The sequence below is a fragment of the uncultured Cedecea sp. genome (assembly GCF_947498825.1).
In the GTDB taxonomy this organism is placed as follows: Bacteria; Pseudomonadota; Gammaproteobacteria; order Enterobacterales; family Enterobacteriaceae; genus JGM124.
Genome location: NZ_CANMLV010000006.1, coordinates 174339 through 189975 on the forward strand (window position 1 = coordinate 174339; position 15637 = coordinate 189975).

Sequence of the window (15637 nt, forward strand, 5' to 3'; positions counted from 1 at the left end):
TTGGTTACCGTGAAGCGACAAGGTAGATTAGCGTTTTTGTATTTCTGGAGAATAGCGGATGGCACAATGGCAAAGCATCGATGAATTGCAGGACTTGGTTACGGACTTGGACCGCTTCGGTCAGCAGATAACCGAACTGGCGAGCCGTATTGGACTGGATATCGCACCGCTAAATGCCGATCATATTTCCTTGCGCTGTCACCAGAATACCACAGCAGAACGCTGGCGAGCGGGGTTTGAAAAATGCGGCGATTTATTCAGTGAGAATCAGATAAACGGCCGTCCGGTCTGTTTATTCAAACTGGAACAGCCCGTCTGTGTGGCAGGGTGGAGCTTTACATTGATTGAACTGCCCTGGCCTGGTGAAAAACGTTATCCTCATGAAGGCTGGGAACATGTTGAAATTGTGCTTCCTGGTCCTGCGGAAAGTTTAAATGCCCGAGCTCTGGAATTACTGAGTGATGATGGGCTGCTGGAAACCGGTATTGCCGTGAAAACCAGCGCGCCGCATGCAGAAGGGGAAAGACTCCCTAACACGACTTTTGCCATTACTGATGGCAAAGTTACGCTGAAATTTCATCCCTGGAGTCTCGAAGACATTGTGTTGAGTGAAAAACAGTAACTTTATAGTCCGGGGGATGCAATTTCGCACGAAATTCAGCAATAACCTGTATTAACAGGGGATAAGGAGCAAAAAATGGCGTTGTTAGAAATATGCTGTTATGGGCTGGATTGTGCGCTGACAGCACAGCGTGCAGGGGCAGACCGAATCGAACTGTGTTCGGCACCGAAAGAAGGTGGGCTGACTCCCTCTGCTGGCGTATTACTGTTGGTAAAACAACAGGTATCGATACCCGTTCACCCCATTATTCGCCCCCGTGGCGGCGATTTTTGTTATACCCAGACTGAATTTGACTGCATGCTGGCTGATATCGCCCTGGTACGTGAACTCGGTTTTCCGGGATTAGTGACTGGGATATTAAATGAAGAGGGAGAGGTCGATAAGCCGCGAATGAAGCAAGTCATGGAAGCCTGTGACGGTATGGCTGTTACTTTTCATCGTGCATTTGATATGTGCCGATCGCCACAGCAAGCCTTTGACACGCTGAGAGAACTGGGTGTGGCGAGAGTGCTGACGTCAGGTCAGCAACCGACAGCCGAGAAAGGAATTTCATTACTTCGGGAACTAAAACAGCAATCCGCTACTCCAATCATTATGGCGGGGGCTGGCGTACGTTTGGCCAATATTCCACTCTTTTTGCAACAGGGAATCGAAGAGCTACACAGTTCAGCGGGACACTTAGTCGCATCATCAATGCGCTACCGTAATACGGGTGTCTCTATGAGCGCTGATGCTGCCGCTGACGAATTTTCTCGTTATTGTGTTGACGGCGATAGCGTCGTTGCCATGAAAGCCGCCCTGAATCATTATTCCGCACCGGCCTGAGAAACCTGTTTACCGCACATCATATCGCCCAATATGATGTTCTTGTACCAAGCCCTGGAACTTTACCAGGGCTTTTTTTATGAGTGTCTGATACCACTGTAAGGCGTCCATCCAGAAGCGGTGTGTATTGGCTGAGTCGTCTGACTATATTCAACGGAACGGAAGCATCTTGACTGTTGCCCTCTGTTTGCCGTTTCATTATCAATGAATGGTTAATTCGTAAAATATTGATGGTGATTTATACTTTTTATTATATTTATGCTCTCATAAATGACATTGTACAGGCGGTCATCTTTCTTATCTTTGATGTCTTGTCTGGCTATAAAGACTTTTTCTGGCTGTTTTTTCAGGTTTTTTTATTGCCTTTTCGCGTATTTTTAGCGTTTCTGTTTTTTTTTGAATTTTGAGGTAAAATAAAAAAGACCATCATTAACAATGACATAGTGTTATTGTTATTTGTTATGATAAAACTAATGCATTGATATTATTGAATGTTTAATGGAGGGTTGATTTTATAAAGGAAGTCAGTCAAGTGACGTTTAATCTATGATTTCTCTGTTTTGATGGGTAATATTATAGATTCTTTCCGCCATTCGATTTTTACCTGACATCAATCCCGTCGGGTGTTACTAACATATCTGTTGTTATTTTTAATAAAAATCGAAATGTATATTAATCTTGCATGTGGTGTTTATAATTACCTCTAAAATGTAATAATAAGTTAAATATCTTTTTTTAATACTCAATCTGGAGAATATCATGGAAAATAATATAGAAGTATCCAATATCAGTACCAGGAGTAGCAATAAAATTATTAATATTCTTGTCGTTATCGATACCGATAGTGTGATTAATGACTTTAAAGGAAAGTATGTTAGCAAGGATTATACCAAGCCAACCAGTATTTCACATAACTATTCATATATGGTCACGACCTCTGCACACTCTATTAGTGGGAGTGGAACTGCAGACCTTAATATTAAAGCCAATGTGGGTGATGTTATTCGCTGGACAGGTATATCGGAGTCCGGCAATTTTGATTCCAGCGTGTTGATCTACGGCGTGCCAAAATTTAAAGGTGACAATGTCTTTGTTGATCCTACATTTAAATCATTCTCAAAGAGATCTATGACGCCTAAACAGGGAGGCCCATTCCCGGTAACGTTCAGAGATCAAATTAATTGGTTCCTGCAAGCAGATATTCATCAGACAGGAAAAGAGCATTATAATATTCAATTTGGTGTGTATTATCGCCCTACGGGGGGTGAGCAGGAGCTGTTTGGTTATTTTTATTGGGACCCGACTATTACAGTGCGTAATTAGACAGTGATATTCTAGAAAGCAATACCCACATATAACATGAATATTTGATACTGGTTCTGTTATTTTATAAATTAATTTCTTCTGAATGAAAATCAGAACGTTTATGTGGGTATTTTCCAGAGTATCAGCTCATCTTTTTATCTGAAATAGCTGTAAAGTATAATAAGTAGAATCAGACTGTTGGTATATATCTATAGTGCGATATTCTCCGTTGCTGTGCCGTTTCTCATTAAGAACAGAATGTTTTAAACAGTAGAAGAGCATTGCAAGCGTGCGCAGGCAATCACCGCCTGGCCGAGCGCCAGTCCTCCATCTCCAGCCGGAATATCTTGTGGCATCAGCACAGTAAGCGGGGCTAAGTAGTGATACAACCGTTGGCGTAGCAGGCGGTTATGCAGTACTCCTCCACCCAGAGCGATGGTCCGGATACCGGTTCTCTCTGCATGGAAACGTGCCAGAGTAGCAAGGCCCTGTGCCAGCGCATCGTGAAAGGCGAAAGCGCGTGCGGCGGGCTCGGCCTGCCAGTCAAGCCATTGCTGCCAGAATATAGCCAGGTCAAGCACGATACCTGAGTCCGTGTGCAGTAACGGCATTGTGACCGGATGAGACTGTCCTTGAGTCTGTTGCGCCAATGCTTCCAGACGGCTTGCCGCTTCACCTTCAAAACTTAATTTACCGGGAGCGCAAGCGAGTATCATGGCGACGGCGTCAAACAGGCGCCCACAGGACGAAGCTTGTGGCGAGTTTATGCCTGCTTCTATGGCTTTCGACAGCGGCAACCAGGGATAAGGTGCGAGCACTTGCGCTTCCGGGCGTGCCTGCCAGTCGGGGACAAAGGCCAGCCATTGTGCCAGAGTATTTCGCCAGGGTTCGCGCGCAGCCAGATCGCCACCGGGGAGCGCTACCATCGGTAAGCCTCCCAGATGTTCACAGTGCCGGTAATTGGCTCGCAAACACTCCCCGCCCCAAAGTTCACCTTGGTTATCCTCTGTGATCCCGTATCCCAGTCCGTCCAGTGCCAGACCAATCACTTCACTGTTATCCAACGGCCATTGATGTTCAGCCAGACAGGCTGCAATGTGGGCGTGATGATGTAGCACGTCAATGACAGGGACGGAAAAGTTTTCCCCCTGCAGATGACTGACATACCCCGGGTGAGCATCCCGGGCGACGACAAAAGGTTTGCAGTCATAGAGATGCTGAAAGTGGTCGATCGCTTGCTGCTGCTGTTCCGCAATATCACTGTGCGTCAGAGAGCCAAAATGGGCGCTGAGTGTGGCAGTATTACCGCGCACCAGACAGAAGGTGTTCTTCAGGTCGCCCCCCAGCGCAAGTAACGGCTGCTGAGGATTAAATCCGGGAGGAAGCGTGAAAGAATCGGGGACGTAACCCCGCGCCCGGCGCAGTATTTCAGTCCCCTGAGGCGTGAGGCGAACCAGTGAGTCATCAGCGCGCTGGACGATATCGCGGTTATGCAGCAACCAGACATCGGCAATACCATCAAGCTGCGACAGAGCCTGTTCATTGGTCAGTACGGGGGCGCAGCCGCTGGCGTTGCCGGAGGTCATCACCAGGGGTATTTGAACTGCCAGCATCAATAAATGATGAAGTGGTGTGAAAGGGAGCATCAGCCCGATCTCATCAAGACCGGGGGCTATTGCAGCACAGAGTGGTGATTGGGGCGTTTTGGCTGTCAGCACAATGGGAGCGGCCGGAGAACTGAGCAGATCGCGCAGTCTCTTGTCTTCATCCTCGCTGCTGCACCTACCCAGCCAGTCGATATCGGGTAGCATTACTGCCAGCGGTTTTGAGGGGCGCTGTTTACGTTCGCGGAGTCGTACCACGACGTCTTGTTGTGTCGCATCGCAAGTGAGATGAAAACCGCCCAGCCCCTTAATTGCGACGATTTTCCCTGCGCGTAAAGCGCTAACCGCATATTCCAGCGCCGTTTCCCCTTGCGCGATTTCATCGCCATTTTTCAACGTTGCCGTGAGCTGAGGACCGCAGTGCGGGCAGGCGACGGGTTGAGCATGAAAGCGGCGGTCTGCAGGGTTCTGGTATTCCTGCAGACATTCCGGGCATAAGGTAAATTCTGCCATGCTGGTGAAAGGACGATCGTAAGGCATGGAACGGATCAGTGTAAAACGCGGGCCGCAATGGGTACAGTTGGTAAACGCATAGCCGAAACGGCGTTCCCCTCTGCGGGTAATATCTTTCAGACATTCCGGGCAGGTCGCCGCATCGGGTACCACCTGGGTATCCATCTGACAGTGACGACTCTCAATAATAGTGAAGTCTTGTGGTGGTTCTGACCAGTCGAAAGGGGTGACATGGGTACTGTCAATCCTCGCCAGTGGCGGGCATTCACGTTGAAGCAGGTTGAGAAAGATATCAAGATTAACGGGGTTAAGCAGTCTGATTTCAACACCAGCGCTGTCATTACTGACATCGCCGCGAAGTTGCAATTGGTCAGCTAACTGCCAGACAAAGGGTCTGAAACCGACACCTTGAACTTTGCCGTAAACACGGATAAGCAGACCGGACATAACACCTCTTTATGCGTAAAACAGAGGAATAACGCCTTCCGCGTTAGCGGGAAGGCGTCAGATACAGCAAACTACATTGTAGTAGAGGATGTGACATCTTCAACGGCGCTACGCAGACGGGCTTTCATATCACTGTAAGTCTGATGAGCATAATTTTCAGCCCAGCGTTGGTCGGCAATGTGTTCCACTTTTACCGCACAATACTTGGTTTCCGGTGTTTTGGATATGGGGTCAAGATTATCCTGAGTCAGTTCATTACAGGCTCCGATCCACCACTGGTAAGTCATATAGACGGCACCTTTATTGATACGCTCATTGTAATTGACGCGTGATATCACTTTACCACGACGTGAGGCAACCCAGACCAGCTGCTGATCGTGGATACCGAGTGCTTCAGCATCTGTCGGATTCATTTGAACGAAACCCGGTTCATCAGCCAGAGTTTGTAAGGCTGCGCAGTTACCGGTCATTGAACGACAGGAATAGTGACCCACCTCTCGCACGGTACACAATACCAGCGGGTAGTCGCTGTCAGGCGTTTCTGCTGGCGCACGCCAGGGGGCTGCGAATAACTGGCCCTTACCGGTTGGGGTGTCAAAGTGGTTATCAGTGTACAGATGCGGTGTTCCCGGGCTTTCAAGTGTTGTGCAAGGCCATTGAACATGGCCCAGTGTGCCCATTTTTTCGTAGGTTGCGCCATAGAATAGTGGGCAGAGGCTGCGCATTTCGTCCCAGATTTCCTGGTTATCCTGGTAATGCATCGGATAACCCATCTCGGTTGCCAGCAGACTGATAATTTCCCAGTCGCGTTTAACATCGTATTTAGGTTCAATCGCTTTTTCGAACCGCTGGAAACCGCGGTCTGCGCAAGAGAAGACACCACCATGCTCACCCCATGAGGTTGCAGGTAATATCACGTCTGCTTGTTCCGCCGTTTTGGTCATGAAGATATCTTGAACCACGACAAAATCCAGCGCTTCAAATCCTTTACGCACCAGGCCTAAATCCGCCTCAGTCTGCAATGGATCTTCACCCATGATGTAGTAGGCCTTCACTTTACCTTCGAGAGCAAGGTGCGGGATTTCAGTGATACGGTGACCAATTTGCGCATCCATCTGGTTAACATCTATCCCCCAGGCAGCGGCGAATTTCGCCCGTACTTCTGGGTCAGTGACTGACTGATAGCCGGGGAATTCATTGGGTAGTACGCCCATATCGCAGGCACCCTGTACATTGTTCTGACCACGAACCGGACCCACACCCACATTAGCGCGGCCTAAGTTGCCGGTCAGCAGTGCAAGACTGGCGAGTCCTTTCACGACGTCAACGGCCTGGCCAAATTGCGTGACACCCATACCCCACATAATCGTGGCGGAAGGTGCTGCCGCGTAGGTGCGCATTGCCTGGCGTATTTCCTGAGCGGAAACCCCCGTTTGTTCAGCGACCGCTTCAGGTGAGTAATCGGCGACATTTTTACGATAGGCTTCAAATCCTTCGGTATATTTCGATACATAATCGTGGTCATACAGGTCTTCTTCGATCAGCACATGGGCGAAAGCATTGACCAGCGCCATATTACAACCGTTTTTAATCTGTAAATGCTGATTTGCTATACGTGCTGTTTCGATACGGCGAGGGTCACAGACAATCACCTGTGCGCCTTTTTCTTTGGCTTTAATCACCCGACGGGCAACGATGGGGTGAGAGTCGGCGCAGTTATAGCCAAACACCAGCAGACACTTGGAGTTTTCGATATCGCCAATTGAGTTACTCATTGCCCCGTTCCCCAGGGTTGCCTGCAAACCGGCAACAGAAGGACCATGACAAACACGGGCACAGCAGTCCACGTTGTTGGTGCCGATGACCGCACGCGCAAATTTCTGCATCACAAAGTTGGTTTCATTCCCGGTTCCGCGGGAAGAACCGGTGGTCATGATAGAGCGTGGTCCGTATTTTTGTTTAATCTCTTTCAGGCGTTGGGCGGTGTAACTGATCGCTTCATCCCAGCTCACTGCCTCAAATTTTCCACCTTTTTGACGACGGATCAGAGGCTGTGTCAGACGTGGGGTAAGCAGTTTTGTATCATTAAGAAAATCCCAGCCATAATAGCCTTTCAGGCATAATTCATTCTGGTTGGTCACGCCGTTCGCAGCTTCCGCACGGATGATTTTTCCGTTATCTACGATCAGATTTAGTTTGCATCCAGCACCGCAATACGGACAGACAGTGGTGACTTTTTTCATGTGATAATTTCCTCGATCCGGGGTTAAAACAGCAGTGGAGATGTGCTGTCGAGCGCAGCGCGGCGGCGTTTTTCTGCGTTCATATCCTGTAACTGGTTACGGTCAATGACGTAAATAGCCTTGGTCGGACAAATGTCAATGCAAGCCGGGCCCTCTGTGCGGGAGCTACACAGGTCACATTTATGTGCCTCAGCTTTATCTGAAATGGCCACCATAGCGGCGCCATTTTGACGAAAAATGGGGGTAGTGATGACTTCCATTGCGCCGTATGGACAGGCGACTACGCAGGTCTTACAGCCGATACAGTGCTCCTGCATGACTTGTACATGATCCCCGGTACGAAGAATGGCACCGTTCGGACAAACATTGGCACAAGGGGCATCTTCACACTGGCGGCATGTCACCGGGGTACTGATATTGACGCCTTTAATAACGTGTAAGCGTGGTGCAAAAGTAGCTTTGCTAAACAGTGACATATCCTGAGATTCACTGTGAGCCAGCACGCAGGCAATTTCACAGGTACGGCAGCCGATACATTTTTTTGGGTCGGCGATAATAAACCGGTTCATCTAAACCTCCTGAGTCCGGGTTTTTTATTAAACCGGATTACACCGGCTTGGCGACATTGCTCTACCCGTCATATTTCAGGTTGCCAGGGTGTTACCTTCGTCTGGCGGCTTGAATCATTCTGGGTCTGCAGTGGTAATACATAAAACGTGCCAGTTTTCATTTTTTAATTTTATCTATTTAAATCATTTGGTTATGTTTTATTTTTTTTTAGGTGACGAATTTTTTGTTGATGTCATCCGGATATCGTCATGGCATCGACAGTAGTGTCGACAGCAAATATCAGACTATTAGAGTTTTTAAAAAGGAGGGGGAAGGTAAATGCCGGTAGTATTATGAGCCGGAAGAGGAGGGCGATGACACTCTTGGTATGAAAAATTGCGTGAAGGTGATTAATACAAAGCGGGCCAGTGACAGTATCAATAATGTGTATTGACCTACACCCCATTTATAAACACACCGTGATGTTTGTAGTTTCCGCATCAGGCAGATAGCTGACTGTAAGATTAGATCACGCTCAGATGGTGGCTTGGTCTTAGAATCTGCGATTCCTGGGTTGTACTTTGCTCTGGCTGCTCATCTTGCGCTGATGAATAGATATTACTGGCCTCCGTACATTTTATAAACACAAAAATTGATGTACGCTTTGATGTGCATTATACTGTATGTAATTAAATATACTTTCAGGTGGGTTATGGAACGTATTCTCGCAGAAAAATCTATCAACATCACCGAGTTAAGGAAGAACCCGGCGAAATATTTCATTGATGAGCCGGTTGCCGTTCTCTCCAACAACCGTCCCGCTGGCTACATGGTTAGTGCTAAAGTGTTTGAAGAACTGATCGATCTGTTGGAAGAGAAGCAGGGCAAGGTTCACACCGCTGCGCGATTTAGGCCAACGGCTGAACGTTTAAGCGGTATTGCGGATAGCGGGCAGCAATTGCTGCAAAACGCCTCTGATAAGGACCTGACCGAGTTCACGGAATGAGCATCAGGATTTTCAAGTCAGCACTGATTCGCCAGTAATTGAGCCAACAGGAGCTTGATGATTTGGCGGCGAATTTTCTGTCCTACAAAAAAGACGGTGCATTGCCAGATACCTTTGGGCGTGATGCGCCTTACGATGATGATCGCACCTATCCCTTGGTAAAAGAAGAACAAGTGGCCCATATCCATCTTGCCGATGCGAATGCCCCTTTCAAAGGTTTTAAAAACTCCTCTGAGAGCATCTCTACAACGGTAGTAGGCTCAGCATTTTTCGTTCTCACGTAGAATTCTTGGCACTGAGGGAAAATCATGAGTACCAAAAGAGGGCCTGACAGCGGTACCGATGTTAAAAACATCAGATGACAGTTATCAGACCCTGAATGATGCGTATGTAGGGGATCATTGCGAGGGATACCGGTTTATCAGTCCGTTTCCTGTTTAAAAGGGGCAATATCCAAGCCCTGTTCCAGCGCAGGCAAGAGCTGATAAAGGCGGTTCACTGCCTGCTCAACGGCAGCACTCATTGGGAAGTAAAAAGCCACCACATCAGGCTGGATACCGACAAAGGTTATCTGTGGGATATCCTCGCGCAGTTGCTGAATCAGAAAGGTCAGCGGTAAATTGTGTGTGGTCATCATAAACATGTCGGCGATGTCATCTTCGTCGATAATGCGCATTTCACCGGGCGCAAGTCCCATATCAGTGGCATCAACAATCACCAGATGTTCTGGCTGTAGTTCACGTAAAAAACCGATGTCGTTTTCAGGTGCTGCGCCGCCGTCCACTACTGTCCAGCCGGATAGCGGTCGTTCAGCGCAGAGTTCGGCAAGGCGTGGGCCTGCCCCGTCGTCCCCCATCATACTGTTACCGACGCACAACAGTGCGTAGCGGGAAGATAAATCACGCATCAAACCTCCTGACCATGAGATACATGGCGGGATCGTATTCAATTTGTGTCAGCAGAGCGATAAGAGTATCGCTCCAGTCTTGTTGTTCGGCCGTCATGCCGCAACGCGCATCACGCAGTGCCAGTGCCAGTAAATGGGTATGGCTGCTATCAATATTGATCTCACCAAAGCGCTGTACGCCTGCCAGTTTGCGGTGTGCATCACTCTTTTCTGGCAGCGTGTTTATCCAGTCATTATAGGCGTCCAGCGGGCATTCAAGCCGAGACTTCAGACAGTCTATCACCCCGAGGTGATGGCCTATTGCCAGACTGTAATACACCACTTCTTGTGCCTTTTGCGAGCTGTGCTTTTGGGCACTTTTTTCATCGACAAATTTGCGACTTAATGAATAAAAAATGACTTTATTTTTCTCTGGCTGGTGGCCGGCATAAGGCTGATGGCGCGCATAGCGTTGGTCGTTGGTGTCATTCATCACAGACGTACCTCGCCACGTAGTACCTGCTGATAGAGATGCAGCAGATTACCGACAATCTCGTTAAGCCGCAGATCGCCGCGCTGTTCAAGATAGGCATTAACCCGCTGTTCAATCGGCTCTACACCAGGGGCTACGACTAAATCCATAAACTGATCGGCAATCTGACGACCATAACGGTAACCCGCCATACGGTGAGCTTCGCGGTCCAATAATACGCGCAGAGGTTGCGGTAAATCAGGGTGCAATAATGTTGCGGGTTCACGGGCTTTTTCGTTGTGTTGCTGACCTTTTATCTTCTGATCCAGCAAGCCCAGCGCCATGGCAAATCCGTAAATAGTGGCGGCGGGTGTCGGCGGGCAGCCAGGAATATACACATCGACGGGAACAATTTTATCTGTTCCGCCCCAGACGCAATACAGGTCGTGGAAAATGCCACCGCTGTTACCGCAGGCGCCGTAGGAAACGCAAATTTTAGGATCAGGAGAGCTGTCCCAGGCCCGCAGAGCAGGAATACGCATTGCTCGAGTTACTGCTCCTGTGAAGAGCAGAATGTCCGCATGACGCGGTGACGGCACCACTTTAATACCAAAGCGTTCTGCGTCAAACAGCGGCGAAATAGCGGCAAAAATCTCAATTTCACAGCCATTACAGCCTCCACAGTCAACGCGATAGACATAGGCAGAGCGACGAATACTGTTGAGCAGCGTTGATTTCAGCTTAGCGATGCTTTCGTCCAGTGTGATGGGGACAGGAAGACCATTTTCATCACGTGGCGCAATGGGATTATGACTCATGAATGGGCCTCCGTTGTCATATGGCGGCCGATATCAATACGGTCGGAAGGAGAAAGACTGTGTCGTTTTTTGCATTCAGGGCAGGTTTCGTACTGTTCACGACGTTTGGCAATTTGCCTCTCGCTTAAGGCTGCGCTCTCTTGTAACAGGCTGAGTGCGAAGTCAATTTCTTTTTGAACCGCATAAGGTTTGCCACAGACACGGCAATGGCAGACCGGAAAGTCGGCCGTTTCATATAAGTCTTGTTTGTTCCACACCGCAAGTTCGAACTCTTGCGACAGTTTTATCGCCGCCGTCGGGCAAACTTCCTCACAGCGTGCGCAGAAAATACAGCGGCCTAAAAAAAGTGACCAGCGAATGCTTTCGCCATCTTCTGCTGTCGTCATCGTGAGTGCATTCGACGGGCAGGCATTGGCGCAGGCACCACAGGCAATACACTGTTCGGCACTGTATTGCGGTTTACCGCGAAAATTGGGTGCCAGATCGAGTGGCTTAAACGGATAAGACACGGTTGCTGTGCCGGTTTTTAGTACTTTTTTAATCAGTTTCAGCATGATAAACAGTTCCTTAAAGCGGCGAATTTTTACGTTCGATGCCGTAACGCTCGATCTCTTTGTAAGGCACCACGATGGAGGTTTTCTTACGTACATCAACCAGGGTCATGCGGTCGGTACAGGAGTAGCAAGGATCGAGACTCCCGATGATTAACGGCGCATCGGATACCGTATTGCCACGCAACATATAGCGCAGAGTCGGCCAGTTAGCGTAGGTGGCCGCACGACAACGCCAGCGGAACAGTTTCTGGTTATCACCGGTCATACTCCAGTGAACATCATCCCCACGCGGGGCCTCAGCAAAGCCGAGGGCAAAACGGTGTGGAATATAGCGAAAACCTTCAACCGCCAGCGGACCTGCCGGCAGATTCTGTAGGCCAAATTCAATCATATTCAGTGAGTTGAAGACTTCATGGATACGGACTTTTAAGCGTGAAAAAACGTCATTTCCTGTTTCACTGTAGAGCTCAAAGGGTAATTTAGCGTAACCGGCATAAGGATGATCCTGACGCATATCGCGGCGATGGCCACTACCACGAACCATCGGGCCAACATTACTGAAATCACGCGCTACCTGGGGTTCCAGAATACCGACGCCGACACTGCGCTGCTCAGTATTGGCAGTGCTGAGGAGGATACTGACCATATCGTTCAGTTCCCGACGCATACTGCCTGCAAGCGAGATAGTGGCTATCATATCGTCTTTAAGAATGTCGCGACGCATGCCGCCAATCAGGTTCATACCATAGGTTTTACGTGCCCCGGTGAGGATCTCAGCCATTTTCATTGACTGCTCTCTGACGCGGAAAAACTGCATAAAACCGGAGTCAAAACCGACAAAATGACAGGCCAGCCCGAGGTTCAGCAGGTGACTGTGCAGTCGCTCAACCTCAAGCAAAATGGAGCGAATCATCTGAGCACGCTCAGGGACTTCAATGCCCATCGCATTTTCAACAGAAGAGGTATAGGCCACACTGTGGGTGAAACCGCAGATCCCACATACCCGGTCTGAAAGGAAGGTGACTTCGTTGTAACCCATACGGGTTTCCGCCAGCTTCTCCATACCCCGGTGGACGTAAAACAGGCGGTAATCGGCGTCGATAATGTCCTCGCCGTCAACGAACAGACGGAAGTGTCCGGGTTCGTCAGAAGTAACATGAAGCGGGCCAATTGGCACAATATTGCTGCTTTCTTTGGCTTCGGAAATAAACGGATAGGTTTCAGTATCGGTGGTCGGGGCCGGGCGCTGACGATAATCCATTGCATCCTTACGCAGCGGATATAAATCATCCGGCCAGTCATCCGGCAACACTAACCGACGTTCATCTGGCAGACCCACGGGACGCAAGCCGTACATATCTCGGACTTCACGTTCCCCCCAGACGGCAGCGGGAACGCGAGGGGTCACTGAGGGGAATTCCAGTGACACCGGGTCGACTTCAGCGCGTACGGTTATCCAGCATTTCACGCCTTTTTCCATCGACAGCACGTAATACAGGGCGTAATTGCCGCACAATGTCCGTTCGTCATTCCCGAATAAGACGGAAAGCCAGCCACCTTGCTGATAGTACAACCACTCAACCACTTCAGGTAACCAGTTGAGTCTGACTGTGACGGTGGCCTGAGTATCGGTTTGCCAGCTGCTGCCTAAAACAGCAGAAGGAAACTGTTTCTCGAGTGCAGCCAGGTACGCTTTGCCGACCGGGTTTTGATTTAATGCAGTATTGAATTCGTTCATTACAAAGCCTCTTCCCGCATGCGCGAGATAAGAAAAATGTCAGGTCAGCCAGCAATCAGTCGTGGAAATACCGTCAGCGATGCCGGAGCCATTACGGTTTCTGTTGTGATTATTTGGCTCCTTCATCAGGGATATCGAAGGTTGTCAGCCGGGTTGAAAAGACATTCATCGCATTCAACCGTTTTTGCTGGCTGGCTGTTTCGCTCAGTGCAGGGGTAACAAGCGTGATGGCTTGCGTCGGGCAAGTTTTAATGCACGCCGGGCCCTCAGGACTGAAACTGCACAGATCACATTTCACTGCCACAGCACGTACACCCGGAACACAGTCCAGGAACGGGCTGACGGAACGTGGTGGAGGTGGCGCGGGGAGCGCTTTTGAGGTATTGCAATCACGAGGAATATCCAGTGGTGTGCTGCCAGAGAAGGTAATGGCGCCGAACGGACAGGCGAGAGCACAGAGCTTGCAGCTCACACACAGACTTTCATTCAGATAAATAGCGTCATTTTCGCGTGTGATAGCATTGACCGGACACACCTGAGCACAAGGTGCATCTTCGCACTGGTGACACATCACCGGAGCGGAATCCAGACGATTCCTCATCACTTGTAGACGAGGTGCAGATTGTAAACCCTGACGCTGATGTTCTTGTGAACAACTCGCCATACAGGTATTGCAGCCGATACACAGTTTCGGATCGGCTATCACATATTGATTCATGGCATGTTTAACGCTCATGAAGTCTCCTCAGTATTTCATCAAAAGTGACGAAATCGGCACTTAATTTGATATTTCGACATTTATGTCGGAGTCGAACCCAGTAAACAGAGTGCTAAAAGAAATTCTTTACTGCCGCAGCAGTCATATGTTTTTAAATATACTCAGGCGTTGCTGAGTAATTTCTCAAGTTGCGGATGAATAGGTTTATTACTTTTCAGTGAGTCAAAAACACACTGATAAATAGCTGAAATTTTATTGAGATAATGTTCAAGCACCGCGTTTTTATCTTTAATATCGACGCTACCGTCCACCAGGCCGTCTTCGCTCAGTGTCGCATGGGAAATTGTTTTGAAATCATCGACTTCACTGCTATGCGCCATATTCAAACTGTAAACAATATCCTGGCTATAGAAGTCATCGCTAAGGGAGATGCTGACGGTAAAATAGTCAAATAATGTAAAACAGACACCCCTTTCATCACCACAGCTAAAGCCATGATTTATCTTTTTATTTGAATGGGTTACTGCCTGTGTCAGACTGTTTTGATAAAGGCTCCACTGTGCTTTCAGATGGTTGTTTTTGTTGGCAATGTAATCTGCTTTACTGCTCAGATCGCTAAGAGTGCTCATTGTTATTACCCGTAATTAAATGATGTGCCTGTGCCTTTTTTATTCGCCAGAATACAAAAAGTGACGACAAAAATAGGGTGCATAGCCTACTGCTGGCATAAAGCGTGCCAGTTTCCTTTTTTATTTAATTACTTATTTATTATTAATGAGTTAAAAGCCCAGTCATTTATTTTACTGGCGGGCGATAAAGCTGAGTGACATGTCGATGACACTTTATTTCGACATATATGATGGTCTGTCAGTAATAAGTGTCTCGGACCTTGTCGTTAAATCTGGCACTAATATTGCAGCTACAATGTCATCATCTCTTTATTTATCTTCGAATGGGGGAGAAATAATGCATGAGATCACTTTATGCCAGAACGCGGTAGAAATAATGCAACAGTTTGGGCAGCAAAATAATGCCCAGAAAATTACCGCTGTGTGGATGGAAATTGGCGCATTTTCCTGTGTCGAGCCGGAAGCTGTGCAATTTTGTTTTGAGCTGGCGTGCCGTGAAACTCTCGCTGCAGGTTGCGTATTGCATCTTGAAACACCGCAAGCCGTAAGCTGGTGCAATCACTGCCAGCAGGACATCACCTTGCTCAGCCCCAGCGTGCTGCTTTGTCCGCAATGCGGTGGACATGATGTACGCGTAGTTGCTGACGACGGTATGAAAATTAAACGAATTGAAATCGAATAACAGGTAGTAGTTTTACCTGAGGAGCA

15 protein-coding genes and 1 pseudogene are annotated in these 15637 nt (G+C 48.5%); 6 read left to right on the plus strand and 10 right to left on the minus strand.

What is annotated here, in order from left to right; genetic code table 11:
* Positions 1-58 precede the first annotated feature (58 nt).
* From Q1A40_RS09370 to Q1A40_RS09380, 3 genes are all read left to right on the plus strand, one after another.
* Positions 59-622, plus strand: a complete 564-nt coding sequence (locus Q1A40_RS09370; protein WP_299999508.1) for a VOC family protein — start codon at positions 59-61, stop codon at positions 620-622.
* Between the two features lie 75 nt (positions 623-697).
* Positions 698-1447 carry a copper homeostasis protein CutC gene (gene cutC / locus Q1A40_RS09375; RefSeq protein WP_299999509.1) on the plus strand — a complete coding sequence of 250 codons (750 nt, stop codon included), beginning with the start codon at positions 698-700 and terminating at the stop codon, positions 1445-1447.
* 759 nt (positions 1448-2206) lie between these two features.
* The gene (locus Q1A40_RS09380; RefSeq protein ID WP_299999510.1) at positions 2207-2770 is read left to right on the plus strand and encodes an inclusion body family protein; all 564 of its coding nucleotides are present in this window, start codon (positions 2207-2209) and stop codon (positions 2768-2770) included.
* Positions 2771-3015: 245 nt separating this feature from the next.
* Here Q1A40_RS09380 and hypF read toward each other — a convergent pair whose 3' ends face one another.
* The 3 genes from hypF to hydN all read right to left on the minus strand — a co-directional run bounded on the left by hypF (position 3016) and on the right by hydN (position 8128).
* On the minus strand, positions 3016-5316 hold the full coding sequence (gene hypF, locus Q1A40_RS09385) for a carbamoyltransferase HypF (RefSeq protein ID WP_299999511.1): 2301 nt from the start codon (positions 5314-5316) through the stop codon (positions 3016-3018).
* Between the two features lie 71 nt (positions 5317-5387).
* Complete coding sequence (gene fdhF / locus Q1A40_RS09390) at positions 5388-7559, minus strand: formate dehydrogenase subunit alpha (RefSeq protein ID WP_299999512.1); 2172 nt, start codon at positions 7557-7559, stop codon at positions 5388-5390.
* Between the two features lie 23 nt (positions 7560-7582).
* Positions 7583-8128, minus strand: coding sequence for an electron transport protein HydN (gene hydN / locus Q1A40_RS09395; RefSeq protein ID WP_299999514.1), 546 nt, complete (start codon positions 8126-8128; stop codon positions 7583-7585).
* A 692-nt stretch (positions 8129-8820) separates the two neighbouring features.
* On the opposite strand from hydN, the gene yafN reads away from it, so the two are divergent.
* A complete protein-coding gene (gene yafN / locus Q1A40_RS09400) occupies positions 8821-9114 on the plus strand; it encodes a type I toxin-antitoxin system antitoxin YafN (RefSeq protein WP_299999516.1) in 294 nt (97 codons plus the stop codon).
* 38 nt (positions 9115-9152) lie between these two features.
* Positions 9153-9326 (plus strand): annotated as a pseudogene (locus Q1A40_RS09405) (type II toxin-antitoxin system YafO family toxin); the annotation flags it as partial.
* A gap of 209 nt (positions 9327-9535) precedes the next feature.
* Here the strand turns inward: Q1A40_RS09405 and hycI are convergent.
* The 7 genes from hycI to hycA form a co-directional block, all read right to left on the minus strand.
* Positions 9536-10021, minus strand: a complete 486-nt coding sequence (gene hycI, locus Q1A40_RS09410; protein ID WP_299999518.1) for a hydrogenase maturation peptidase HycI — start codon at positions 10019-10021, stop codon at positions 9536-9538.
* Complete coding sequence (locus Q1A40_RS09415) at positions 10014-10493, minus strand: formate hydrogenlyase maturation HycH family protein (protein WP_299999520.1); 480 nt, start codon at positions 10491-10493, stop codon at positions 10014-10016. Before Q1A40_RS09415 ends, hycI begins: the two co-directional genes overlap by 8 nt.
* Positions 10493-11290, minus strand: a complete 798-nt coding sequence (locus Q1A40_RS09420; protein WP_299999522.1) for an NADH-quinone oxidoreductase subunit B family protein — start codon at positions 11288-11290, stop codon at positions 10493-10495. The genes Q1A40_RS09415 and Q1A40_RS09420 overlap by 1 nt, the downstream gene beginning before the upstream one ends.
* The gene (locus Q1A40_RS09425) at positions 11287-11844 is read right to left on the minus strand and encodes a formate hydrogenlyase complex iron-sulfur subunit (protein ID WP_299999524.1); all 558 of its coding nucleotides are present in this window, start codon (positions 11842-11844) and stop codon (positions 11287-11289) included. The genes Q1A40_RS09420 and Q1A40_RS09425 overlap by 4 nt, the downstream gene beginning before the upstream one ends.
* A gap of 13 nt (positions 11845-11857) precedes the next feature.
* On the minus strand, positions 11858-13582 hold the full coding sequence (locus Q1A40_RS09430) for an NADH-quinone oxidoreductase subunit C (protein ID WP_299999526.1): 1725 nt from the start codon (positions 13580-13582) through the stop codon (positions 11858-11860).
* A gap of 109 nt (positions 13583-13691) precedes the next feature.
* A complete protein-coding gene (locus Q1A40_RS09435) occupies positions 13692-14300 on the minus strand; it encodes a 4Fe-4S dicluster domain-containing protein (protein WP_299999601.1) in 609 nt (202 codons plus the stop codon).
* Positions 14301-14461: 161 nt separating this feature from the next.
* Positions 14462-14929: a formate hydrogenlyase regulator HycA gene (hycA, locus tag Q1A40_RS09440; protein ID WP_299999528.1), complete on the minus strand. Its 468-nt coding sequence runs from the start codon at positions 14927-14929 to the stop codon at positions 14462-14464.
* 337 nt (positions 14930-15266) lie between these two features.
* Here hycA and hypA point away from each other — a divergent pair, with 337 nt between their 5' ends.
* Positions 15267-15611, plus strand: coding sequence for a hydrogenase maturation nickel metallochaperone HypA (hypA, locus tag Q1A40_RS09445; RefSeq protein ID WP_299999529.1), 345 nt, complete (start codon positions 15267-15269; stop codon positions 15609-15611).
* The last annotated feature ends 26 nt before the right edge of the window (positions 15612-15637 follow it).